The organism is Asanoa hainanensis (assembly GCF_900188485.1).
GTDB classification, from domain to species: Bacteria; Actinomycetota; Actinomycetes; order Mycobacteriales; family Micromonosporaceae; genus Asanoa; species Asanoa hainanensis.
Window position 1 is genome coordinate 774,131 of sequence record NZ_FZPH01000001.1, and the last position, 25,047, is coordinate 799,177.

Annotated in this window: 18 protein-coding genes; 9 read left to right on the plus strand and 9 right to left on the minus strand. The window is 69.6% G+C overall.

The features are described 5' to 3' along the window. Positions 1 to 142 precede the first annotated feature (142 nt). From CHC05_RS03605 to CHC05_RS03625, 5 genes are all read left to right on the plus strand, one after another. Positions 143 to 2,290, plus strand: coding sequence for an N-6 DNA methylase (locus CHC05_RS03605; RefSeq protein ID WP_179266038.1), 2,148 nt, complete (start codon positions 143 to 145; stop codon positions 2,288 to 2,290). Continuing rightward, positions 2,287 to 4,308 (plus strand): type I restriction-modification system subunit M, encoded by a 2,022-nt coding sequence (locus tag CHC05_RS03610; protein WP_089244557.1) that lies wholly within the window; start codon positions 2,287 to 2,289, stop codon positions 4,306 to 4,308. Before CHC05_RS03605 ends, CHC05_RS03610 begins: the two co-directional genes overlap by 4 nt. Further along, positions 4,305 to 5,561 carry a restriction endonuclease subunit S gene (locus CHC05_RS03615; protein WP_089244559.1) on the plus strand — a complete coding sequence of 419 codons (1,257 nt, stop codon included), beginning with the start codon at positions 4,305 to 4,307 and terminating at the stop codon, positions 5,559 to 5,561. The genes CHC05_RS03610 and CHC05_RS03615 overlap by 4 nt, the downstream gene beginning before the upstream one ends. A 6-nt stretch (positions 5,562 to 5,567) precedes the next feature. Then, positions 5,568 to 8,708, plus strand: coding sequence for a type I restriction endonuclease subunit R (locus CHC05_RS03620; protein ID WP_089244561.1), 3,141 nt, complete (start codon positions 5,568 to 5,570; stop codon positions 8,706 to 8,708). 66 nt (positions 8,709 to 8,774) lie between these two features. Next, positions 8,775 to 10,343 (plus strand): serine/threonine-protein kinase, encoded by a 1,569-nt coding sequence (locus tag CHC05_RS03625; protein WP_089244753.1) that lies wholly within the window; start codon positions 8,775 to 8,777, stop codon positions 10,341 to 10,343. Positions 10,344 to 10,351: 8 nt separating this feature from the next. On the opposite strand, the gene CHC05_RS03630 is transcribed toward CHC05_RS03625, so the two are convergent. The 4 genes from CHC05_RS03630 to CHC05_RS03645 form a co-directional block, all read right to left on the minus strand. Then, a complete protein-coding gene (locus CHC05_RS03630) occupies positions 10,352 to 10,558 on the minus strand; it encodes a hypothetical protein (protein ID WP_342745605.1) in 207 nt (68 codons plus the stop codon). Then, positions 10,559 to 12,160 carry a SpoIIE family protein phosphatase gene (locus CHC05_RS03635; protein ID WP_144022465.1) on the minus strand — a complete coding sequence of 534 codons (1,602 nt, stop codon included), beginning with the start codon at positions 12,158 to 12,160 and terminating at the stop codon, positions 10,559 to 10,561. Between the two features lie 59 nt (positions 12,161 to 12,219). Then, positions 12,220 to 16,128: a ThuA domain-containing protein gene (locus tag CHC05_RS03640; RefSeq protein ID WP_089244565.1), complete on the minus strand. Its 3,909-nt coding sequence runs from the start codon at positions 16,126 to 16,128 to the stop codon at positions 12,220 to 12,222. Positions 16,129 to 16,232: 104 nt separating this feature from the next. Beyond that, a complete protein-coding gene (locus CHC05_RS03645; protein WP_144022466.1) occupies positions 16,233 to 17,018 on the minus strand; it encodes a hypothetical protein in 786 nt (261 codons plus the stop codon). Between the two features lie 94 nt (positions 17,019 to 17,112). On the opposite strand from CHC05_RS03645, the gene CHC05_RS03650 reads away from it, so the two are divergent. Both CHC05_RS03650 and CHC05_RS03660 read left to right on the plus strand, forming a co-directional pair. Next, on the plus strand, positions 17,113 to 17,802 hold the full coding sequence (locus tag CHC05_RS03650) for a hypothetical protein (RefSeq protein ID WP_089244569.1): 690 nt from the start codon (positions 17,113 to 17,115) through the stop codon (positions 17,800 to 17,802). Positions 17,803 to 18,486: 684 nt separating this feature from the next. Further along, entirely contained in the window at positions 18,487 to 19,770 is a 1,284-nt protein-coding gene (locus CHC05_RS03660; protein ID WP_089244573.1) for a chloride channel protein, read from the plus strand. On the opposite strand, the gene CHC05_RS03665 is transcribed toward CHC05_RS03660, so the two are convergent. Further along, on the minus strand, positions 19,771 to 20,628 hold the full coding sequence (locus tag CHC05_RS03665; RefSeq protein WP_144022467.1) for a S41 family peptidase: 858 nt from the start codon (positions 20,626 to 20,628) through the stop codon (positions 19,771 to 19,773). A 57-nt stretch (positions 20,629 to 20,685) separates the two neighbouring features. Here CHC05_RS03665 and CHC05_RS03670 point away from each other — a divergent pair, with 57 nt between their 5' ends. Continuing rightward, positions 20,686 to 21,183 carry an ArsR/SmtB family transcription factor gene (locus CHC05_RS03670; RefSeq protein WP_089244575.1) on the plus strand — a complete coding sequence of 166 codons (498 nt, stop codon included), beginning with the start codon at positions 20,686 to 20,688 and terminating at the stop codon, positions 21,181 to 21,183. Here CHC05_RS03670 and CHC05_RS03675 read toward each other — a convergent pair. Genes CHC05_RS03675 through CHC05_RS03685 form a run of 3 tightly spaced genes read right to left on the minus strand, consistent with a single transcriptional unit; the run spans position 21,132 to position 23,642 of the window. After that, complete coding sequence (locus CHC05_RS03675) at positions 21,132 to 21,536, minus strand: PNPOx family protein (RefSeq protein WP_089244577.1); 405 nt, start codon at positions 21,534 to 21,536, stop codon at positions 21,132 to 21,134. The two genes, CHC05_RS03670 and CHC05_RS03675, sit on opposite strands and share 52 nt — an antisense overlap. A 58-nt stretch (positions 21,537 to 21,594) precedes the next feature. Beyond that, positions 21,595 to 22,845: a KUP/HAK/KT family potassium transporter gene (locus tag CHC05_RS03680; protein ID WP_089244579.1), complete on the minus strand. Its 1,251-nt coding sequence runs from the start codon at positions 22,843 to 22,845 to the stop codon at positions 21,595 to 21,597. Positions 22,846 to 22,898: 53 nt separating this feature from the next. Beyond that, positions 22,899 to 23,642, minus strand: coding sequence for an SDR family oxidoreductase (locus CHC05_RS03685; protein WP_089244581.1), 744 nt, complete (start codon positions 23,640 to 23,642; stop codon positions 22,899 to 22,901). Between the two features lie 105 nt (positions 23,643 to 23,747). Here CHC05_RS03685 and CHC05_RS03690 point away from each other — a divergent pair, with 105 nt between their 5' ends. Beyond that, a complete protein-coding gene (locus CHC05_RS03690) occupies positions 23,748 to 24,329 on the plus strand; it encodes a TetR/AcrR family transcriptional regulator (protein WP_089244583.1) in 582 nt (193 codons plus the stop codon). A gap of 7 nt (positions 24,330 to 24,336) precedes the next feature. On the opposite strand, the gene CHC05_RS03695 is transcribed toward CHC05_RS03690, so the two are convergent. After that, positions 24,337 to 24,978 carry a vitamin K epoxide reductase family protein gene (locus tag CHC05_RS03695; RefSeq protein WP_089244585.1) on the minus strand — a complete coding sequence of 214 codons (642 nt, stop codon included), beginning with the start codon at positions 24,976 to 24,978 and terminating at the stop codon, positions 24,337 to 24,339. Positions 24,979 to 25,047 lie beyond the last annotated feature (69 nt).

Here is a 25,047-nt window from a genome sequence, read left to right on the forward strand (position 1 = left end):
GCAGCCAAGGCGTACTCGGCTCGCTCGGTGAAAGCGACACTAGCACACTCGGGCGTGAAAGCAACGTCAAACCGTTTACACGCCCCAGGCGTCGTGTAGAGTCACTCGCGAGCAGGATCATGCATGAACTGACAGGACACCGATGCCCAGACATGCCCAGGTGACCGCCGCCGAGATAAGCCGGCTGGCGGGCGTCACGCGTGCCACTGTCAGCAACTGGCGCCGGCGGCATTCCGACTTCCCGGCCCCGAGCGGCGGCACCGACACCAGCCCGGCGTACGACCTCGACGCGGTCCAGACCTGGCTCGCCGCCCGGGGTCAACTGCCGGCCACCTCGGCGGCCGACGACCTACGCACCGCGGCGCGCGCCGCCTGGGCCGGCCCGAGCACCCTGCTGCCCCTGGTGCTGGCCGCCTCCCGGATGACCGAGAGCGACCTGAAACAGCTCGTCGACCTGCCCGACACTCAGCTCCCCGGTCAGGCGTCGCGCGCGATCCGGCCCTATCTCGACGAGATTCCCGGGGCCGCGGGCACCACGTACAGCGCACGGGACGTCGCGCCGCTGCGCGCGCTGTTGCGCTGCGTCGCCGAGGAGGGCGCGCGACGGGCCACGGAGGTGCTCGCGGAGAGCGACCCCGACGGCAGCTACGCCAGCGGCATGTACGACACGCCCGCCCCCGTCGCCTCCTTGATGGCCGAGATGCTCGCCGAGCCGGGCGAGCCGTATCCCGCTGTCGTCCTGGACCCCGCGTGCGGCGCGGGCGGCCTGCTGCTCGCGGCCGCCGCTCGCGGTGCCGAGCGGTTGTGCGGCCAGGAGATCCTCGCGTCACAGGCCGCGCAGGCCGCCGTGCGGCTGGCTCTCCAGACCGAGACCACCAGGGCCCAGGTGACGGTACGCGCGGCCGACAGCCTCCGCGCCGACGCGTACCCGGCCCTGGTGGCCGACGCGGTCCTGAGCACGCCGCCCTACGGCAACCGCGACTGGGGTCACGAGGAGCTGGCGTACGACTCGCGCTGGGTCTACGGCCTTCCCCCGAAGAGCGAGTCGGAGCTCGCCTGGCTCCAGCACTGCTTCGCGCACCTCGCCGAGGGTGGCCGCGCCATCCTCCTCATGCCCCCGGCCGCCGCGGAACGCAGCGCCGGCCGCCGGATCAGGGCCGAGCTGCTCCGCAGCGGCGCGCTGCGCGCGGTCATCGCGTTCCCGCCCGGGGTCGCGCAGCCGCTGCACATCGGGCTCCAGCTCTGGGTGATCGAGCGCCCGCACCCGCAGGGCGCGTTGCCCCGGACCGTCCTCATCGTCGACACCGTCCCGACCGGCACGCCGGCGACCGGGCAGCCGCCGAGCAAGCGGCAGACGATGGACTGGCCCGCGGTGCGGGAGAACGCCCTGCGCGCCTGGAACGACTACGACCGCCACCCGAACAACTTCGACCCGGTCCCGGGCGTTGCACAGGCCATGCCCATCATCGACCTGCTCGACGAGACGGTCGACCTCACGCCCGCCCGGCACGTCCGGGCCACCCCGGTGCCGGCGATGCCCGACGAGCTGGCCGCGATGAGCTTCGAGCTGCGTTCGCGGATGCGGCGCGCGGCGACGGGGCTGCTCACGCTCAGCGGCGGTCAGCCCTGGGCCGCGGTCGGCAGCGGTCCGCGGTCGTGGCGCACGGCCAGCATCGCCGACCTGCTGCGCGGCGACGCGCTGACCCTGCTGCGGGCGCCGGCCGCGCTCCGCGGCCCCATGCCCGTGCCCGCTCTACCGTCCGCGCCGCGCGTGCTGACGGCCCACGACGTGACCGCGCACCGCCCGGCGTCCGGACCGGCGGAGGAAGAGCCGGCGGGTGCCGAGGTCGAGATCCGCGCGGGGGACGTCATCCTGCCGGAGCTGCTGCACAATGGCGGCGGCACCGCCCGGGTAGCCGACGCCCGCGACGCCGGCCACCGCCTCGGCCGGCACCTGCATCTCCTGCGGCCCGACCCGACCCGCCTGGACCCGTGGTTCCTGGCGGGTTTTCTCAGTGCCGAGGAGAACCTCAGCTCGTCGTCGTCGGGCACCACCGTCGTGCGCCTCGACCCCCGCCGCCTGCGGGTGCCGCTGCTGCCGCTCGCGGAGCAGCGACGCTATGGCAGGGCCTTTCGGCAACTCAGCGCGTTACGCAGCGCGGCCGACATCGCCCACCGCCTCGCCGACGAAACCGCCCGCACCCTCGCCGCCGGCCTCACCGGTGGCGCACTGGAACCACCCTGCTCCCCCGGCCAGCCTGACGAAGGCACATTGGAAGGATCCCGTTGAACAGCAGCAAGCACACCGAGCTGGCAAACCACGCCTGGTCGGTCGCCGACCTCCTTCGCGGCGACTATAAGCAGTCCGACTACGGCAAGGTCATCCTGCCGTTCACCGTGCTGCGTCGGTTGGAGTGCGTGCTGGAGCCGACCCGGGACGCGGTACGCGAGACCTACGCGAAGTTCGACGGCCAGGACGTCGACGTGGCGCGCTTCCTGCGTCGTGCCGCCGGGCACAGCTTCTACAACACGAGCCGCTACACGTTGAAGTCGATCACCGGTGACGGTGGGCAGGCCGAGAAGCACCTGCTGTCCTACATCGGGGCGTTCTCCGAGAACGCCCAGCAGGTGTTGCATCGCTATGAATTTCCCCAGCAGATCCGCCGGCTCGCCGGAGCGAACCTGCTCTACCAGGTGGTCGGCCGGTTCGCAGATCTTGATCTGCGGCCGGTCGAGATCGACGAGCGCGGCCAGTCGCGGGTCGTGGTCTCCAACCACCAGATGGGGTACGTCTTCGAGGAGCTGATCCGCCGCTTCGCGGAGCAGTCCAACGAGACCGCCGGTGAGCACTTCACGCCGCGCGAGGTCATCGAGCTGATGGTGAACCTGCTGGTCGCGCCGGACGACGACGCGCTGAGCATCCCGGGCGTCGTGCGCACTGTCATGGACCCGGCGTGCGGCACGGGCGGCATGCTGAGCGCGGCCGAGGAACACATCACGCGCCTCAACCCGTCCTCCACCGTGGAGGTGTTCGGCCAGGAGCTCAATCCCGAGTCGTGGGCGATCTGCCGTTCGGACATGATGATCAAGGGCCAGGACCCGGAGAACATCAAGTTCGGCAACTCCTTCAGCGACGACGGGCACCGCGGCGAGCACTTCGACTACCTTCTGGCGAACCCGCCGTTCGGCGTCGAGTGGAAGAAGGTCAAGGAAGAGGTAGAGGACGAGCACGAGAAGCTTGGCGAAAGCGGCCGCTTCGGTGCGGGCCTGCCTCGCATCAACGACGGCTCGCTGCTGTTCCTCCAGCACATGATCTCGAAGATGAAGCCGGTCACCGCGGACAACAAGGGCGGCAGCCGCATCGCGATCGTCTTCAACGGCTCGCCCTTGTTCACCGGTGCGGCCGAGTCGGGCGAGTCGCGGATCCGCCAGTGGATCCTGGAGAACGACTGGCTCGAGGGGATCGTCGCCCTGCCGGACCAGCTGTTCTACAACACCGGCATCTCCACGTACTTCTGGATCCTGACCAACCGCAAGTCACCGGACCACCGCGGCAAGGTCGTGCTGCTGGACGCCCGCGACTACTTCGCCAAGATGCGCAAGTCACTGGGCGACAAGCGCAAGTACCTGACCAGCGACCAGATTTCCGAGATCACGAGCCTCTACACCGAGGCTCTGCAGGTCGTCGACAACCCCGAGCACCCGCTGCACAAGAAGGTCAAGGTGTTCGCCAACGAGGACTTCGGCTACCGCCGGATCACCGTCGAGCGCCCGCTCAAGCTCCGCTTCGAGGTCACCGAAGAAACCCTGGCCCAGGTACGCGAGTCGAAGCCCCTCCAGAAGGCCCTCGACATCGCCGGCTTCGAGATGGCTCTGAAGCCACTCGTCGGACGCTCGTGGACTACCAAGCGCGCAGCGTGGGACGCACTTCGTACGGCGATGGCCGAGGCCGGCGTGCTGTGGCCAACCGGCGCCCCCGTCCAAAAGGCACTACGCGACGTCATCGGCATCCGAGACCCAGAGGGCGAGGCGCAGCTCATCAAGGGCGAGCCCGAGCCGGACCCGGACATGCGCGACTACGAAAACGTGCCGCTGCAGGAGGATATCGAGGAGTACCTCCGCCGCGAAGTGGTGCAACACGCCCCGGGCGCTTGGATAGACCACACCAAGACGAAGATCGGCTATGAGATCCCCTTCACGCGCCACTTCTACGTTTACAAGCCACCCCGACGCCTTGCCGAAATTGACGCAGACCTGAAGGCGCTTGAAGCCGAAATTCAAGCCCTTCTCGGTGAGGTGACCCTGTGAGTTCGGACCTACTCCCACTGCGTCGAATCACAAAGGTAATCAACGGAGGGACGCCGTCACCGGACGACGCGAATTGGAACGGCGACGTCCCATGGGCCACACCAGCCGATTTCGGCGCAGCGTTCGCCCCAATTACCGCGACGCGTAGGACTTTGACCGCGCTTGGCGCAAAGGTTGGCTCGACAATCGTCCCGGCAGGTGCGATTTTGCTATCCACGCGGGCCCCAATCGGTTATGTTGCTCTGGCAAGCACGCCAATGGCATTCAATCAAGGATGTCGTGCGCTCGTTCTAAACGATAACGTGGATCCGCGTTTCATCGGATACCAGCTGGAATCAATGCGTCCCGATCTCCAAGCTCGCGGGCTGGGCACGACATTTGTTGAGCTTTCGTCCGAATCCTTAGCATCGGTTCCGGTCGTCATCCCACCTTTACGTGAGCAACAACGCATCGCCGACTTCCTCGATGGCGAAATCGCCCTCATCGATCGACTTCAGATTGCGACACAGCGACAAATTTCGTTGATGGTCGAACGTCGTGGCGCGGCGTTCCATCACGCGATCGAAATCGAGGGAGGCCCCGGTCTCGATATACTTAGTCCGCGCGCTGAAGCCGACCACTGGGACATGGTTCCATTAAACCAAGCACTAACGCAATTGACTAACGGATATGTAGGACCGACTCGCGATATCCTGGTCGATCAAGGAGTCCCCTATCTTCAGTCCTTACACATAAAGGACGGTCGCGTCGACTTCGAGCGTCGCCCATATTTCGTATCTGCGGATTGGGCTCGGGAGCGACCTCGAATAAGTTTGGGAATCGGCGATGTCCTGATCGTCCAAACTGGCGCGATTGGCGAAGTTGCGATTGTTGACGAACGAAGCGCTGGCGCGAGTTGTCACGCCCTCCTGATCGCAAGGGCAAATAAGGCGATCCTTGATCCCACTTATCTATGGCACGCACTGCGCAGCCATTGGGGGAGGAACATTCTGCTTCGTGAGCAGACTGGAGCCCTTCACCCTCACCTTGAGGCCGGGAATGTCCGGTTCATAAATTTACCCATCGCAGACCTTCGCACGCAGAGGCGTGTCGTTGAGCGGGTCGACGAAGTTGTTCTTGACATGAAAAGAGTCGAACGCCTTCTCGGAGTGCGCCTAAATCTTCAAACTGAGCGTAGGCGCTCGTTGATTACGGCAGCGGTTACCGGGCAGGTTGACGTGTCGACGGCGAGTGGACGAGGGATCGAGGGCTGAGCAGAGATGGGCGCCATACACCACGAGTCGGCCTTCGGCGACGCGATCGCCACAGCCCTTCTTGCCAGCGGTTGGATCGAAGGCAACCCCGCCGCTTATCGCGCCGAGCTTGGCCTCGACACCGGTGAGCTATTCACGTTTATCGGCGCTACGCAGGCCGAGCAGTGGGAGGAGCTGCTTACCTACTACGGCGGGGACCCGGACGCTGCGCAACGGGGGTTTGTCAAGCGACTCGATCAAGACATCGCGACCAAAGGGCTGCTCGACGTGCTCCGCAACGGGGTCAAAGACCACAGTGTGCGGATTCGGGTCGCTTACTTTAAGCCATCCTTTGTGGAGTCGGACGCCATTCTGGCCGACTATCGCAGGAACCGGCTTACCGTCGTTCGGGAGCTGGCGTATGCGACCAAGCAGGCCGACCGCGGTCACCGGCTTGATCTGACGTTGATGCTCAACGGGATCCCGGTTGCGACCGCTGAGCTCAAGAACCCCCTCACCGGGTCTGGGGTTGAGCACGCCAAGGAGCAGTATCGGAACGACCGCGACCCTACCGAGCTCATCTTCACCCGCCGGGTCATCGCGAACTTCGCCGTCGACCCCGACCTGGTCTTCGTCACCACCCAGCTGCGCGGCCCGCAGACCCGGTTCCTGCCCTTCAACACCGGCAGCAACGGGCCCGGCAAGCCCGGTGGCAAGGGGAACCCGGCGGCGACCGAGTTCGGCAAGTACGCGACCTCGTACCTCTGGGACGAGATCTGGCAGCCCGACAACTGGCTCGATCTCCTGGAGCGCTTCGTCCACCTCCACCAGGAGAAGGGGCCCGACAAGCGCACCAAGAAGTCGCTGATCTTCCCCCGCTACCACCAGTGGCACGCGGTGAAGAAGCTGACCGCGCACGCGGCCCGCCATGGCGCCGGGCACAACTACCTGATGATGGCGTCGGCCGGCTCCGGCAAGTCCAACGCCATCGCCTGGCTCGCCCACCGACTATCGTCGCTGCACAGCGAGAGCGACCCCGGCACCCCGGTCTTCGACAAAATCCTCATCATCACCGACCGGCGGAACCTCGACTCGCAGCTCCGCGACACCATCGGCTCCTTCGAGCAGACCGCCGGCCTCGTGATCAAGATTGACGAGAAGCACGGCGCCAAGTCGGAACAGCTGGCCAAGGCGCTCTCGCAGGAGACTGGCAAGATCGTGACCGTCACGTTGGCCACGTTTCCGGCCCTCGTTGACTACCTCAAGCGCAACCCGACCGAGATTCGCGGCAGTCGGTTCGCCATCGTCGTCGACGAGGCGCACTCGTCGCAGGCCGGCGAGGCGGCTACCGACGTGCGGCGGGTGCTGCGCGACCTCGGCCTCGATGCCGACGACGACGAGAAGGGCGCCGCCAGCGCCGACGGCCCGCAGACCGCCGACGAGAAGCTGGCGGCCAGCGTCCGGAAGCGGCAGCGCAGCCAGAGCCTGTCCTACTTCGCCTTCACCGCCACGCCGAAGCACAAGACGCTCGAACTGTTCGGCACTCTCGGGGACGACGGCAAGTACCACCCGTTCCACACGTACTCGATGCGCCAGGCGATCGAGGAGGGCTTCATCCTCGATCCGCTGCGCAACTACGTCACCTACGACACCTACTGGAAGTTGGTCAACGAGAACCCGGACGAGCGGGAGGTCGACTCGTCGAAGGCCAACAAGGAGCTGGCCCGGTACGCGCTGACCCACGACTCGACGGTCGCCCAGCACGCGCAGATCGTCGTCGAGCACTTCCGGGCGCACACCGCGGGTCGGCTCGGCGGCCGGGCCAAGGCGATGGTCGTCACCGCCTCGCGGCAGAGCGCGGTGCAGATGTCCCGGGCGATCAAGCGGTACCTCGGGGATCGCGACTACCCGGACCCGGGTGTGCTGGTCGCGTTCTCCGGCAGCCTGACCTACGAGGGCGAGGAGGTCACCGAGTCGAAGGAGAACGGCGGCCTGCCGGAGTCGGGTCTGGCCAAGGCGTTCGCCTACACGCGGGCCGACGACAAGACCGCCCGCGCGGGCACGTCGGCGGGGCAGCGCGAGTACCGGATCCTCGTGGTCGCGGAGAAGTACCAGACGGGCTTCGACCAGCCGCTGCTGACCACCATGTACGTCAACAAGAAGCTCGCGGGTGTCTCGGCCGTGCAGACCCTGTCGCGGCTCAACCGCACCGCCGACCGCAAGAGCCAGGGCGACCTCGCGGTGCTGGACTTCGTCAACGACGCCGAGGACATCAAGGAGGCGTTCCGGCCGTACTTCGAAGAGGCCGAGACCCTCCCCTCCGACCCGAACCTGCTCTACCAGGCGCAGAGCCGGGTGATGGCCGCGGACCTGCTGGTCGACGCGGAGATGCAGTCGTTCGTGGAGGCCTACCTCGCGGCTGAGGAAACGGCCGCCGGCAACGCGAACAAGTGGGCGAAGCTCCACGCCGAGCTCTACCGCCACCTCGAGCCCGCCGTCGAGCGCTTCGAGGTGCTGCTCGACAGCGAGGACGAGGCGGACCTGGAGACCGCGGAGGCGTTCCGCGCGAACCTCAACGACTACGTCCGCAAGTACGGCTTCCTCGCCCAGATCGTCCCGTACGCGGACCCCGAGCTGGAACGGCTCTACCTCTACGGCCGCCACCTGCTCAATCGACTACCCCGGCGCGACGACGGCGGCGTCGACATCGGCGAGGTCGACCTCAGCCACCTGCGGGTGGAGAAGACCGGCGAGCACAACGTGAGCCTCGACCCCGAGGGCCCGGCCGAGATGAAGGGGTTCGGCGACGGCTCCGGCGGGGCGAAGGAACCTGAGAAGGGGCTGCTCTCCCAGCTCATCGACCGCTTCAACGAGCGATTCGGGACCAGCTTCACCGAAGAGGACGTCGTCCAGCCGTTCAACGACGCGCTGGCCGAGCCGAAGGTCCGCCAGGCCGCCGTCGCCAACGACGAGGAGAACTTCGGCCGCGTCTTCATCCCGGTCTTCGAAGACAAGATGATGGACCATTTCGAGACGACCGCCGACCTCGGCAAACGGTACTTCGGCCCGGAGCCCGACTTCCGCAGCTCGCTCAACCGCAGCGCCCGTAGCGCCGCGTGGCGGCTCATCCGCCGCCAGGAAGGGGTCGTAGACGACGAGGCGGCGTGATAGAGATCGGTGCGACAGTCAACACTGATCGTCGGCCGAGGCAGTCGCGGCGGGACGGAGAACGTGGTGCGGGCAGAGCCGATCGCCGGTCGGTACGAGCGGGTCGAGGAGATCGGCGCCGGCGGCATGGGGCAGGTCTGGCGCGGCTACGACAGCGTCCTCGACCGCGAGGTCGCCATCAAGCTCATCCGCCCCGACGCCGTGCACAGCGTGGAGCTGGCCGACGAGCTGGCCAAGCGGTTCCGCCGCGAGGCCCGGGTCACCGCGCGCATCCAGCACCACGGCGTTCCCCAGGTGTACGACGCGGTGCTCGACCGCTCGTACGAGCGGCTCTATCTGGTCATGGAGTTCGTCCGCGGCAGCGCGCTGCGCTCGTTCATCGACCCGGCCGACCCATTGCCGGTGACCTGGGCCGCCGCCATCGCCGCGCAGATCTGCACCGTGCTCTCGCACGCCCACGCCGTGCCCGTCGTGCACCGCGACCTCAAGCCCGACAACGTCCTGATCACCCCGGACGGCACGGTCAAGCTGCTCGACTTCGGCATCGCCGCGATCCTGCGCACCGACGTCACCCGGCTCACGGCGACCGGCAGCCCGATCGGCTCCCAGCACTACATGCCGCCCGAGCAGATCCAGGGTGGACAGATCACACCGCAGAGCGACCTGTACGCGCTGGGTTGCGTCCTCCACGAGCTGCTCGCCGGCCGGCGGGTCTTCGTGGCCGCCAGCGGCTTCGAGCTGTGGCGCAAGCACGTCCTCGAACCGCCACCACCGCTGCGGACGCTGCGGGCGGACGTGCCGGCGCCGATCGAGGAGCTGGTCCTCGACCTGCTGGCCAAGGCGCCCGAGGACCGCCCGGCGGACGCGTACGACGTCTACGACCGGCTCCTGCCGTTTCTCCCGCTGCCCGGGTCGACGCCGACGGCCGCCGAGACGCCGTCCGGGAGAATGCCGGACCCGACACTGGTGTACCGGCGGCCGAACTCGCCGAGGCGCCGACCCGAGCCGGCGCCGGTCGTACCCGCGCAGCGAACTGAGAGCGTCGACCCGACGTTGGTGCCGCGGACCGAGCTGCGTGACGCGATCAACGCGGCCGTGGCGCAGTCGTCCGACCTGCTCGACGACGAACGCTTCGCCCAGGCGGCCGAGGTGCTCGAGCAGGTGATCGGGTCCGCGAGCGCGGCGCTCGGTGCCGAGAGTCCACGCGTGCTCAGGCTGCGTTCGCGCCGGGCCGCGATCCTCGTCATCGGCGGCGACTTCCGCCGCGCGCTACCCGAGTTCGACGCGCTGACCGCCGCGTACACGCGGACCGAGGGACCGACCGGCGAGAACACGCTCGAATGCCTCCGGCAGGCCGCACACTGCCGGGCCGAGCTCGGCCAGGCCACCGCGGCGCTACGCCAGTTCCGGCAGGTGCTGACCCACGTACGCGCCGCGTCCGGCGACGTTTCCGCCACCGCGCTCGACCTGCGTCGCAACATCGCCATGCTGCTGCTCTCCGAGGGCAACACCGCGGAGGCCGCCGACGAGCTGCGCCCGCTGCACGAGGACCTCTGTCTCGTCTTCGGGCCGGAACACGAGGAGACCCAGGAGGTCGCCGAGGTGCTCGACCGGCTCCGGCACTCAGCCGGCTGACCTCGGGCTCAGCCCGGCAGCGGCACGGAGCCCAACGCCGCGGCGACGGCCGACGGGGACAGCCGCGACGCCGCCGCCAACGACACGTGCGGGCGGTGCTTGGAGTCCTGTAGTGACGCCAGCGTCGGGATGCCCTCGGCCTCCAGGGCCTTCCACAGCGCGCGCAGCCGCCGGGTCGCGTCCGTGTCCAGGTAGAGCTCGAGTGCCGCGACCATTCAGCCGGCCGCGGTGATCCGCACCAGGGTGCCCGTCGGGCCGCTCTCGATGTGCAGGCGGCTGGTCTGCTGGGCGATCCAGAGGCCCATGCCGCCGGTCGACGACGGCACCGGCCGCTCTACGCGGGCCAGGAACGCGGCGGCCGGGAAGCCGGCGCCGCGGTCGCGGACCTCGCTGACCAGGCCGGCGTCGTCGGCGAGCAGCAGGCGCAGCGTGCCCGCACCGCCGCCGTGCCGGATCGCGTTGGTCATCACCTCGTTGACGGCGGCCACGAAGTCGTCGGCGGCCTCGTCCGCCATGCCGTGCCGCGCGGCCTCGTCGGCGACCCGGCGGCGCAGCGACGCCACGCCGGCCCGGTCGAACGCCTCGTCGAGCAGGACCCGCCGGGGCGGTGGGCCGGAGCGACGGATCGCCAGGAGCGCCGTGTCGTCGGTCGGGCGTTCCTCGCCCACGACCAGCATCAGCGCCGTGCAGACCTCGTCCGGCTGGCCCGCCCAGACGGTCGCGCGCAGCCGGTCGAGGCCGACGTCGATCGACTCGCGGCGGCGCTCGACCAGGCCGTCGGTGTAGCAGACCAGCAGCGCGCCCGGCGGGAAGTCGACGACCGTGGTGCGCCGGTCGGTGGCCGGGTGGCCCATGCCGAGCGGGACGTCGGTGTGCGCCTCCAGGAACGCGACGTGGTCGTCCGCGTCGACCAGCACCGGCGGTGGGTGGCCGGCCAGCGAGATGTGGATGCTGTCGCGCGTGGGCGGGATCATCGCGTAGAGCACGGTGGCGAGGTTGCCGGTCTCGAAGTGGTGGACCTTCGCGTCGAGGTGCGTCAGGGCGTCGGCGGGATCGGAGCAGATCAGCGCGTACGCCCGCAGAGCGCTGCGCAGCCGCCCCATCACGACGGCCGCCGCGAGGCCGTGGCCGGACACGTCGCCGACCACCACGCCGAGCCAGCCGGACGGGAGGCTGAACACGTCGTACCAGTCGCCTCCGACGCCCGAGTCGTGGCCGGGCAGGTAGCGCGCCGCCATCTCGACGCCGGGCACCGCGGCCAGGGCGGTCGGCAGCAGGCTGCGCTGCAGGGCGAGGGCGGTGTCGCGGTCGACGGTGCCGGCCCGGGTGTGGGTGGCGACGCTGGCCCGGTCGGCGACCATCTCCAGCAGGCGGACGTCGTTGACCGAGAAGGCGCGCGGGCGCACGCTGCCGACGTGCAGGACCCCGGCCAGTTCGCCGCCGCCGAAGATCGGCACGCCGAGCAGCGACCGGACTCCCCCGCCGCGGACGAGATTGCTGGTGTCGGTCTCCTCGGCGATGTCGTCGATGATCAACGGCCGCCGGTCGCGGGCGATCCGCCCGACAAAACCCCGGCCGACCGGCACGCGTACGCCCGGTCGGAACTCCTGGTCGAGGCCCTTGGCGGCGGTGGCGACGAGCTGCCGGGCGTGCGGGTCGAGCAGCAGGATCACCGCGGTGTCGACCTGGAGCAGCTCGAAGACCCGGTCGAGCAGCTCGGACAGGAGCTCGTCGACCCCCAGGTGGGAAAGGGCGGCGTCGGTGACGGCTTCGAGGCCCCGCAGGCGCTCGTCGCTGTCAGTGGCCCCTTCGATCACGCGCACAGCCTAACTCCGACCGTGGTGGGGGGCGCGTCACCGCACCCCCCACCGAAAGGTCAGCTTCCGAACACCTCCAGGTTGAAGAGGGAGTAGCCGTACGCCGTACCGCGGGCGGTGCCGTAGATCCGGAGGTATCGCCCGCTGGCCGACAACCCGGTGTTGTCGTCCTCGCCGCCGTTACCGCCCGTCACCGTCCGCGCGACGGTCCAGGTGGTGCCGTTGGTCGAGGTCTCTATCCGGTACGCCGAGCCGTACGCGGCCTCCCAGAGCAACCGGACGCGGCTGATCGAGTAGGTCTGACCGAGGTCGACCTGGATCCACTGCGGGTCGGCGAACGCGCTCGACCAGCGCGTGGTGGTGGACGCGTCCACCGCCAGGGAGGCCGGGAACGCCGCGTTCTCGACGCTCGACGCCGTCGCCGGCTTGTTGAGCGCCACGTTGGTCGCCGTCGGCGGCTGGCCGCCACCGCCGTAGACCTCGAACGAGAACAGCGAGTAGCCCCACGCCGTGCCGCGGGCCGTACCGTAGATCCGGACGTAGCGGCCGCTGGCGCCCAGACCGGTGTTGTCGTCCTCGCCGCCGTTGCCACCGGTGACCGTCCGCGCGACGGTCCAGGTGGTGCCGTTGGTCGAGGTCTCGATCCGGTAGCCCGAGCCGTACGCCGCCTCCCAGAGCAACCGCACCCGGTCGATCGCGTACGTCTGGCCCAGGTCGACCTGGATCCACTGCGGGTCGGCGAACGCGCTCGACCACCGGGTGGTGGCGGACGCGTCGACGGCCAGCGAGGCCGGGAACTCGGCGGCCTCGACGCTCGACGCCGTCGCCGGCTTGTTGAGCGCGAGGTTCGTGCCCGTCGGCGGCGTGCCACCGCTCGTGAACGCGAACGAGTCGACGTTGAACAGCGCCGCGCCCGTGCCGCCGGTGAACACCAGGAACAGCGGTCCGGAGGTGGTCGGGGCGGTGATCGTGCCGGTCACGTCCGCGAACGTGTCGAACGACCCGGTCGCGGCAACGGTTGCCGTGCCGACCACCGTGCCGGTGGCCGAGCCCGACCGGATCGTGATCGTGCCGCCGCCACCCGCCGGTGCCGACACCCGGGCGGTGAACCCGGTGGCCAGTCCGGACAGGTAGTAGGGCGTGAACGAGATCCAGTCACCGTTGCCGATGTTGCCGACCGCGCTGCCACCCTGCGCCGCCGTGGAGGTGACGATGCTGACGCCCTGCTGGTTGCCGTAGTGCTCGGCCTGCCGAGCGCGCGGCTGCAGGACCACCGGCGTCGCGTTGATCGCGGTGGTCGAGCCCGGCGGGGTGTAGGCGGCGTTGATGATGCCGAAGATGTTCGCCGAGACGTCGTGCTCGCCGTCCACCGTCGTCTGGATGTTGCCCGAGCACCCGGCCACGTTGGTGATCGGGTGGCCGTGCGAGTCGTGCCCGAGCACGTAGGTCACGTTGACCCGGGAACAGTCGATCGTCGGGTTGGCCGGGTCGGTGACGTTGACCGTGAACGGCACCTGGTCACCGAAGTTGAACAGCCGGCCGGGTTGCGGCAACGACACGCTGATCGTCGGGCCGCCGACCCCGATCACCACGCTGGCCGTCGCCGAGGCGCCGGACGGGTCGCGCACCGTCAGCGTCGCCGTGTACTGGCCGTTGGCGGTGTAGGTGAAGGACGGGTTCGCCGCCGTCGAGTCCACCGAGCCGTTCGTCTGGAAGTCCCAGGCGTACGTCAGCGGGTTGCCGTCGGGGTCCGTGGAGCCGGCCGACGAGAACTGCACGGTCAGCGGTGCCGTGCCGCCGGTCGGGCTGCCCGACGCGACCGCGACCGGTGGCCGGTTGCCGCCGGTCACCTGGTACTCGATGCGGTAGACGGCCGAGTTGGCGTCGCCGCCGAACCAGCCGGTGCCGTAGTCGAGGACGTAGAGCGCGCCGTCCGGGCCGAACTCGTAGTCCATCACCTGCGTGCCGGTCCACGGGAAGTTCGTGATCGTACCCGGCGTGCCGTTGGCGTTGATGTTGATCGTCTTGATGAACCGGCGGCCGAACTCGGTGGCGAAGAACTTCCCGTCGTACGAGGGCGGGAACTTCACGCTCGAGTTGAGCCCGGCGTTGTAGCGGTAGACCGCGCCGCCCATGGGCGAGAGGCTGCCGCAGCAGATGCCCGGCGGGTCCTGGCCGCCGCCGTAGGGCAGCCACGCCGCCCGGGACGCCGGCAGCGTGGTCAGACCGGTGTTGTTGCGCGAGTTGTTGGTCGGGCCACCGGCGCAGTTGTACTGGCCGAGCGACGGTCCACTGGGGAACGTGTACTCGTGGTACGGGGTGTTGTAGTTGGAGCAGTACGGCCAGCCGTAATTGCCGGGCTGGGTGATCCGCTCGTACGAGACCGTGCCGGCCGGCCCGCGGTTCGGGTCCGCGGTGCCCGCGTCCGGGCCGTAGTCGCCGAGGTAGACGATGCCGGTCGCCTTGTCGACGCTCATCCGGAACGGGTTCCGGAAGCCCATGGCGTACACCTCGGGCTTGGTGTTGGCCGTGCCCGGCGCGAACATGTTGCCGGACGGGATCGTGTAGCCGCCGGCCGCCGACGGCTTGATGCGGAGCACCTTGCCCCGCAGGTCGTTGGTGTTGCCGGAGGAGCGCTGCGCGTCGAAGGCCGGGTTGCGGTCGGTCCGCTCGTCCAGCGGGGCGTAGCCGGCGGAGTCGAACGGGTTGGTGTCGTCGCCGGTCGACAGGTAGAGGTTGCCGGCGGCGTCGAAGTCGATGTCGCCACCGACGTGGCAGCACTGGCCACGGCTGGCGGGGACGTCGATGACCGTGACCGCGGACGCCGGGTCGATCGTGTTGTCCGCCCGCACGGTGAAGCGGGACAACCGGTTGACGCCGTCGAACGGCGCGAACTGCGCGGGCGTGCCGGTGGTCGGCGAGTCACCGGCCGGTGTGGACAGTGGCGGCGCGTAGTAGAGGTAGACCCAGCGGTTCGTCGCGAAGGCCGGGTCGGCCTTGATGGACTGCAGGCCCTCCTCGTCGTGCGAGTAGACCGGTAGGGTCAGCGCCACCTTGGTGTTGCCGGCGGCGTCGGTGTAGCGGACGACGCCGTCGCGCGAGGTGTGCAACACGCCGCGGTCGGGCAGCACGGTCAGGCCCATCGGCTCGCCGGTCTCCGCGACACCCTTGGCCAGCGTCACCTGGGCGAAGGCGCCGGGTGGGTCGGTCGGGCCGGAGCCCACCGAGCAGTTTCCGGTGCCCTGCGCGGCGTACCGGATGCCGCCCAGCAGGTGGTTGCGGAAGTTGGTGTCCGCGTAGCTCTCCTGGGTGTGACCCATGCCCGTGTACCAGGAACGGCCGCCGTCGTAGGCGCGGCACCAGGCGATCGGGTGGTCACCCATGCCACCGCCGGAGTACGTGGCTTCGTCCAGGTTGGCCAGTACGCGCACGTTGGCCCGGGGGTTGGTGCGGTAGCTGTACCACTCGTCGGTGCGCACCCAGTTGGCCGGCAGGCCGGCCGTCGACGGGTGGCTGCTGTCCTCGACGCGTACGGTCGCCTGCTGGATGGCCGGGTGCTGGAGGAAGTAGGCGCCGACGAGGCTGCCGTACCAGGACCAGTCGTACTCGGTGTCGGCCGCGGCGTGCACGCCCGCGTAGCCGCCGCCGGCGCGGACGTAGCCCTCGAACGCGGTCTGCTGTGCGGCGTTGAGCACGTCGCCGGTGGTGGACAGGAAGATGACGGCCTGGAAGCGGGCCAGGTTGGCGGTCGTGAAGGCGGTTGCGTCTTCGGTGGCCTCGACAGTGAAGTTGTTCTGCGCGCCCAGCTGCTGGATCGCGGTGATGCCCACCGGGATCGAGTCATGCCGGAACCCCGCCGTTTTGCTGAAGACCAGCACGGTGAAGTCGGCCGCGAGAGCGGGCGTCGCCGGTATTCCGACGAGTGCCGCTGCCACGAGGGCGACGCAGAGCAGCGCTCTGCGCAACATGATCGGACCTTTCTCATGGGGACGGTCATGAAGCGTGCGCCGACCACGCCGTGCCTGAAACGATGGCCGATAGAGCGCTCTCCGTCAATCCCTCGAACAGTCCCCTACGCGGGTGCCGATTCCGGTGTGTTCAGCCGCGCGCAGGTCAGCACCGTGACGATGGCGCCGGTGAGCAGCACGGCGACGGCAACGGCCAGGTCGATGTCGAGGGCCTGTCGGGCCGCCTCGGGAATTCGCACATCGGACCCGACGGGCTCGCCGAACGACGGCCGGGTGTACCAGGCGTACGACAGCTTCGAGTAGGTCACCACGGCGAGCGTGCCGGCGCCGAGCCCGACAGCGGCCGCGATCCCGTGCCTGGACAGGATCCGGATGGCCACGAGCGCGCAAGCGGCGAGCGCCACCAGCGGGACGAAGGCGGTCTCGATCGAGCGGCCGACGGTGAGCAGGTCGAGGAAGATGCTCGCCAGCAGAATGAGGCCGGCGGCCAGAGGGGTGATCAGACCCACCCGGTCCAGCGGTTCCCGTGGAATCCGGGCGATCGCGGCCGCGAGACAGACACAGGCGAGGAGCATGGCGGAGGCCGCGAGGAGCTGCCAGTACCAGTAGACGCGGTGGTTGGCAGGGTCGGCCACCCAGTTCAACACCTGCTGCTCGTCGCCGACGGTCGCCGGAACCCAGACGGTGCCGACCTGCGCGACGGCGAGGAAGAGCAGGCCCGCGCGCAGCAGCAGCCGGGTCGGTCGCGGCACCGCCGGGTCCTGGAACGCGAGGACGCCGTACACGAGGATGACACCGGTGCCGGTGACCACGGGCGATCCGGCCAGCGCGCCGGCGAGCGCCACCGCGACCGGCACGAGCAGCGCCAGAATCCGTTTCGCTGTCGACATCGGCACAGGCTAATCGCAAGATCCCGAACCCGATGCCCCTGCGATGTTCACGCGGGCGACCCTTGAAGATCACCTTTGGCGGCGACACTGTGCCGTGCTCTCCACCCGTGCCCGTGCGCTGCTGGCGGTGACCGCCCTCTCGGCCGCCGCCGTCCTGGTCCCGAAGCCGGCGTCGGCGCACCCGTTCGGCGACCCCCAGACGGTGGCCATCGGCCTGGCCGCGGACCGCGCCGACGTCGTCCAGGTGACGTGGCGGGTCGGCGGACCCGACGACCTCACGGTGCTCGGCGTCTCGCTCGGCCTGCTCCCCGCGGACCGCATCATGGTCGACGGAGCCGTGGACTACCGCTACACCGACCCGGGAGTGCTCGCCAAGTCGGAAACGTTCTCCCGCTACCTGCTGGACCGGATCACCATCACCAGTTCCGGTCGGCCGTGCACGGGGAGCACACAGCCGATCCTCTCCCTCGGCCTCAAGGGCGCGACCGCCGACTACACGTGCCCTGGCCCCGTGACCACGGCGACGGTCGCGGTCCGGATGCTGACGGACCTCAACCCCGCGTACCGCACGCTCGCCACGGGACCGAACGGCCAGAAGGCGGTGTACGACGGCGCGGACGAGACGCACGACTGGACGCTCGTCGGAGCACCGCCCGGGCCCGACGCCGGTCGAGGCCGCAGCGCCGCCGTGCAACTGGCCACGGTGATCGGTCTGATCCTGGTCGCCGCGGCCGGTTCCCTCTTCGCGGTGCGCCGCCTACGCCGCCGAAAGGAACCGGCCTGAGCCCGACCGCTGGGTCGCCCTGGCGAAATCCGGACGTTGGTTACGCGGTCTCTATCCAGCCGCTGGTCCTGGTCCCGAACGGACAGACGGCGCGAGACTCACTCGAGAAGGTGATGGAGTGCCGCCACGGCCCTGAGTACTGGGCGCCGTCCGAGCATTGGATCCGCGCTCGGTATTTGAAGGCCTGCCATGGCGTCCACAAGTCGGTGGAGCACGACACTCCGAAGTAGGTCCCCGGGTTGAGGTCGGCCCGCTCCGTGCAGCGAGTCGACAGGATCGACACGTCACCGCTCGATTGGGCCAACGCGGGTGATCCGCCAACCATCGCCAGCGCGAAGCCGGCGCAGATCGCTGCCACCGCCGCCATGAGTTTCCGCATGTTCTCTCCCCCGTAGTTGCCGCATGATGTGGCCGTTGGCCGGCCATACCACAGCGTCCAACCACCGGCCGCAGGTTGCACGTCCGTTCGACCCACGTCGAAAAACCCTGGTCGCGGCACCGGGAGCAGTGCGCTCGGGGTCCGAAGGGGTCAGCCGTTCGAGGCCCTCGTTCGGTGAATTTCGCGATGTCCGCCCGCGGGTCGCGGATCCTACGGAAGATCAGCGTAGGGGCCTGACAAGGAGTCGCTGATGGGTGAGCGCGCGGACCGTCGTGTCTAGTGCGTCGTCGAGTGCGCCCAGCCCCATGGAGCTGCTCCGGAGCCGCGGCTACATCGCGCTGCTGGTCCTGGGTGCGGTCATCGGCGCACCTGTGGCGATCGTCGCTTACTTCTACCTCGAGGCGGTCGGCAGGGCTCAGCGCTTCTTTCTGACCGACCTGCCGCACGACCTGGGGTTCGCCGGCACTCCCGTGTGGTGGCCGATCCCCATGGTGGCGGTCGGCGGACTGCTGGTCGGGCTCAGCCTGCGCTACCTGCCGGGCACCGGCGGCCACAACCCAGCGGACGGGTTCGTCGCGGGGCCGGCCGTCAGCGCACGCGACCTGCCCGGCGTCGCCGCCGCCTCGCTGGCCACCCTCGCGTTCGGGGCGGTGCTCGGGCCCGAAGGGCCGCTGGTGCTCATCGGCTCGGGTCTGGCGGTGGTGATCGCGCGGCTGCTCAAGCGCGACGCCCCGGACAAGGCGCTGGTGGTGGTCGGTGCGTCCGGCAGCTTCGCCGCCATCTCGACCCTGCTCATCTCGCCACTCGCGGGCGCGTTCCTGCTGCTGGAGGCGGCGGGCGTCGGCGCGGGCATGGCCAGCGTCGTTTTGGCTCCCGGGCTGCTGGCCGCGGGCATCGGCGCGCTCATCTTCGTCGGGCTCGACCACGTCACCGGGTTCGGCACGTTCTCGCTGGCGGTGCCGAACATCCCCACGTTGGGCGCGCCGACGGTGGGTCAGTTCGGTTGGGCCGTCGCGATCGGGCTGGCCGCCGGGATGCTCGGCACCGCGATCCGTCGCCTCGCCTTTCAGCTCCAGCCGTACGTGTCGCGGCGCGTCCTGCTCGCCACGCCCCTGGCGGGGCTGGTCGTCGGCGGCCTCGCGGCCCTGTTCGCGGCGGTCAGCGACAAGGGTCCGGAGCAGGTGCTGTTCTCCGGCCAGGACGCCCTCGCTCCGCTCATCCGGCAGGCCGGCACCTGGTCGGTCGGCGACCTGCTGCTGCTCGTCGCGTGCAAGAGCCTGGCCTACAGCTTGTCCCTGAGCAGCTTTCGCGGCGGCCCGACCTTCCCCGGCATGTTCATCGGAGCCGCCGCCGGTGTCGCCCTGTCGCACCTGCCCGGGCTGCCGTTGACCGCCGCCGTCGGCATGGGCATCGGCGCGATGACCGTGGTCATGCTCGGCGGGCTGCCCCTCACCGCCGTGCTCCTGACGTTGCTCTTCCTGCAGGCCGACGCGATCAACCTCATCTCGGTGGTGATCGTCGCCGTCGTGGTCGCCTGGGTCACCGCCGCCCGACTCTCCCCCTGGCTGCGACCACGCCCCGGCCGGTGATCAGCGGTCGCGGAGCAGGGTCAGGGCCGCGGGCAGGGTTTCGTCGGGTGCGGTTTCCACGTCGGGGACCACTCCCGTGCCCTCCCAGTTGCCGCCCGTTATCGGCGAGACCGAGCGGGCCACCGGCACCGTCAGCTCCAGGTGGTCGTCGATTCGGAAGGCGCGTCGGGGGTGGGCGCCGCCGCGGCTGCGTTGACCGACCACGGTGGCCCGGCCCGTCTGTTGCAGGTCGTAGGCGAGTTGCTCGCCGCCCGAGAACGTGGTGTCGCTGATCAGCACCGCCACCGGCTTGTCGGGGCCGAAACGCCGACCCGGCACGTACGGCGGGGTCCACGACTGTGCCACCCGCCCCGTGGTGCGTTCGAACAGGCCGCTCAGCTCGACCGGCTCGGCGCCGAACAGGTAGCCGCAGACGAACGCGACCATCCCCGGCTCGCCGCCGAGGCAGCGGCGCAGGTCCAGGACCAGGGCGTCGGCGCTCGCGACCAGCGTCATCGCGGCCGCGATCGTGTCGCCGGAGACGACCGTCGGGAAGAGCACCGGGTGCAGGTCGAGGTGGGCGATGCCGCCGTCGAGGCGCTGGACCGAGGCGACGCCGCCGCCCGTGCGGTCGGCCCATGCGGCCATCGTCGCGATGTCGGTCTCGTCGTCGCCGTGCCCGGCCGGCAACGGGTCGTCGTGGTGGATCAGCCGCAGGTGCTTGTCGCCGTTGACCGACTGGAGGTCACGCGTGACAGCGGCGGCGAGGTCATCGGGCGGATAACTGCCGGCCGCCAGCACGCCGACCACCTCGGCCGCCACGTCCGGGAAGACGTAGTGCTCCGACATCAGCTCCGCGATGCGCGAGACGATCTCCATACCCAGAAAGAGTCAAGAGTTCTTGACGCTTTGTCAAGACCCTGGTTCGCTAGCCGCATGGACGTGCAGCCGATCGAGACCCGGCACTTCAAGGCGCTCTCGCACCCGATGCGGCACCGGCTGCTCTTTGCCCTCGGCGAGAAGCCCGCCACCACCAGCCAGCTCGCGGCGGCCTTCGCGACCCGCAAGGGAAACATCGCCCACCACCTCAAGGTGCTGCTGGAGGCGGACCTGGTCCGACCGGCCGGAACCCAGCGCGTACGCGGGGGCGTCGAGCAGTACTACGAGCGGGTGGCGCAGGCGGTCCACCTGCCCAGCGAGCACTATGCCGAGCACCTGCCGACCGCCTTCCGGGCCATCGCGGACGAGCTCGCGGCCGCGCGCGAGGAGCCGCTGCTGGTGCTCCGCTACCTGCGGCTCAGCCCCGACCAGGCGGCCCGGATCACCGCCACGCTCAACGAGATCGCCCACGAGACCCAGGACGCGGGCGCCGACCACCCGCGCTACGGCGTGCTGGTGGGACTCTTCCAACCCGCGGCCACGAGCAACGCGTAGGCGCGGACCCGCAGCGGCCGCACGACCCCGCGCGCCCACAACGGGAGCAGCGGAGTCCCGGTCGCCGCGTCGAGCAGACGAACCTCGGTCACCTCATGTCGCCGTCCCGAGCGGGTCAGCACGACGCCCCCGACCCCGCGCGCGTTCCGCAGCCACTGCACGTCGTCGCCGTAGAAGAGCGCGACCACCCAGCCCTCGGAGGTCGGGAACGCCATGACCGGCGTCTGGTACGACCGTCCGGACCGGCGACCGACGTGGTGGACGACCGCCAGCGGCGGCACGCGCCGCGCGAGAGGCGCGATGAACGGGTTGACCGTCCTACCGACCTTGCGGAACGAGCGTGGCACCGGCACCTGAGCCTCCCACGACACGACAGCGGCTTCCGAGAAACGCTATCGCGGACAGGCCCCGTCAGACGGCGATCCGCGAGCCCATGATGACCGTGCGGTCGCGGGGCAGGCCGAAGTACTCAGCCGCGTCCGCCGTCACGTACGAGGTGGCGATGAACAGCCGCTTGCGCCAGGGTGCCATGGTCGGCGCGTCGCCGCGGGTCAGCTCGATCTTCGACAGGAAGTACGAGGCGCCGTCGAGCGACACGCGTCCCTCGGTGCTCTCCGGTTCGAGCAGGGCGAGCGTCGCCGGCACGTTCGGGGTCTCGATGTAGCCGTACCGGGCCACGACGTGGATGACCCCGTCCTGCGCGAAACCGAGGTCGTCGACGACGATCCGTTCGCTGTCCGGCACGTACGGCACGGTGTCGGTCTCGAGCGACAGGATCACCACCTGCTCGTGCAGGACGTGGTTGTGCTCGACGTTGGCCCGCAGCGCCAGCGGCGCCGTCTCCTTGCCGCGGTTGAGGAACACGGCCGTGCCCGGCACACGGGTGAAGGCGGCCCGCCTGTCGTGCAGGTCCGTGACGAACTCGCGCAGCGGACCCTCCGCCCGGGCGCGCTCGCGGGTGACCACCTCGCGCCCGCGCGACCAGGTCGTCATCACCGCGAACGCGGTCAGCCCGATCAGCAACGGCAGCCAGGCGCCGTGCAGCAGCTTGGTGAGGTTGGCGGCGAAGAACAACAGGTCGACGGCCAGCAGGACACCGGCGCCGGTCAACACCAACCACAACGGAGTGCGGAACCGGACCCGCGCCAGGTAGAAGAAGAGCAGCGTGGTGATCGTGATGGTGCCGACGACGGCCATGCCGAACGCGTACGCGAGGGCGGCCGAGCTGTGGAACGCGAAGACGAGCGTCAGCACCGAGACCATCAGCAGCCAGTTGATGAACGGCACGTAGATCTGGCCGATCGTCGACGCCGAGGTGTGCGCGATCCGCAACCGCGGCAGGTAGCCGAGCTGCGCCGCCTGCGACGCGACCGAGAAGGCGCCGGTGATCACCGCCTGCGACGCGATGACCGTCGCCGCGGTCGCCAGGACGACCATCGGCAGCCGGGCCCAGTCAGGGGTCAGCAGGAAGAACGGGCTGCTGATCGCGCTCTCGTCCGAGAGGATCAGCTCTCCCTGGCCGAGGTAGCTGAGCACGCACGCCGGCAGCACCAGCCCCAGCCAGCCGCGGGCGATCGCCTTGCGCCCGAAGTGGCCCATGTCGGCGGTCGCCGATTCCGTGCCCACCCGTTCAACCGCCGAGATCGCGATACCGGGGCTCATCCTGCCGGCACGGTAGTGGATCGCGGCATCAGGAAAACGTCAAGTTGGCTCGATCACGCGGCGTACCCACCATCGATGTTGATCGTGGCACCCGAGACGTAGGCGGCCTCCGGGCCGGCGAGGTAGGCGACGAGGCTGCCGATCTCCGCCGTGGTGCCGTAGCGGCCCACCGCGATGTGCGGTCGGGTGAGCTCGGCGAACGGCCCGTCGGCCGGGTTCATGTCGGTGTCGGTCGGGCCGGGCTGCACCGTGTTGACGGTGATCCCCTGGGCGCTGACCTCCCGGGCGAGCGCCCGGGTCAGCCCGGCCACGGCCGCGTTGGTCAGGGCGTAGACGCTGCCGCCGCCGAAGTGGATCCGATCGGCGTTGACGCTGCCGATCGTGATGATGCGTCCGCCGGCGCCCAGGTGCCGCAGGGCCTCCTGGCAGGCGAAGAAGACCGCGTCCACGTTGACGGCCAGCGCATGGTCGTAGTCGGCGTCGGTGATCGTGTCCACGGGACTGACGTGGGTGACACCGGCGTTGTTGACGAGGATGTCGAGGCGGCCGAGGCGCCGCACCACCTCCGCGATGCCGGCCCGCACCGCACCACGGTCCGCGGCGTCGACCTTCAGGGCCAGGGCGGAGCCACCCGCTTCGTGGATCGCCCCGACCAGGAGCTCCGCGCGCTCCGCGGAGGCGTTGTAGGTGATCGCGACCATCGCGCCCGCCGCCGCGAGCTGCCGCGCGATCCCTTCGCCGATGCCGCGGGCGCCGCCGGTGACGATCGCGACCTTGCCGGCCAAACTCTGGGCCATTGCTCGTACTCCCTCGTTTATGAATGCTTGTTCAAGATGTCACGCCAGGTCGAGAGCGGACAAGTGATATCTTGAACAGAGATTCAAAAAGTGTGGAGGGTCACGATGGCGATGGGCAGGCCCCGCGGGTTCGACGTCGACGAGGTGCTGGAAGCGGCGCTGCGCGTGTTCTGGGCCAAGGGCTACGAGGGCACCACGATGGCCGACCTGTCGGCCGCGACCAAGCTGCGGGCCGGGAGCATCTACGGCGCGTTCGGCTCGAAGGAAGGGCTTTTCAAGCAGGTCGTCGACCGCTACAGCGACAACGTGTACGGGTACGGCGCGGCGGCACTGGCCGCGGACTCCCCGCGCGAGGTGGCCCGGCTCTGGCTGTACGGGGCCGCCGACGCCACGACCCGCCCCGAGTATCCGGCCGGCTGCCTCCTGGTCCAGGGGGCGCTGGCCGCGGGTGATGCGGCGATCGAGCCGGGTGCCGATCTCCGCGCCCGCCGCCAGGTCGCCGTCGTCAAGCTCACCGAGCGGTTCGCCGAGGCGGGTGAGCTTCCCCCGGACGTCGACCCAGGGGACGCCGCGCGCTACGTCATCGCGCTCTCGCAGGGTTTCGCGGTGCAGGCCGCCTCCGGCGCGAGCCGGGCGGAGCTGCGGTCCATGGCCGACCTGGCCCTGCGCCAGCTCCCCTGGGAGTGACGCGGGGTCAGAGCAGGGTGCTCCAGTAGAACCAGAACCGCTGACCGATCAGGGCCGCGAGGACGAACAGCCACAGCGTGGGGATGGCGCCGCGCGCGAGCAGCAGGGTGTCGGTGAGCCGGCGCGGTGCGGGCAGGTGGCCCCGGTCGAGGTTGTGCAGCGTGACGAAGGTGAACAGCAGGATCATGACGACCCAGACCACCATGCAGTACGGGCACAGCGCGCCGATGCGGTAGAGGCTCTGGAAGAACAGCCAGTGCACGAAGCCGATGCCGAACAGCGTGCCGGCCTGCAGCGAGAGCCACCACCAGCGCGGCAGCCGGGCACCGGAGAGCACGGCGACGCCGATGGCCGCGACGACCGGGAACGCGAGCAGGCCGATCAGCGGGTTCGGGAAGCCGAAGACCTCGGCCTGGTCGGTGGTCATGATCGAGCCGCAGGACAGGATCGGGTTGATCGAGCAGCTCGGCACGTACGCCGGGTCCTTGAGCAACGCGATCTTCTCGACCGTGAGCACGAACGCGGCCAGGGCGCCGACCAGCCCACCGACCGTGAGGATCCACCCGATCAGCCGGTCACTGATCCCATGCCGCACCTCGTCTGAGTCCTGGGGCTCGTCGGTGACCGGGCCGGTGAGGATCTGGCTCATAACGGGCCAGAATACAGCCGAGATTCGAGTCTGGCGGCCGTGCGCGTGACCGCGCTCACATCGACGCAC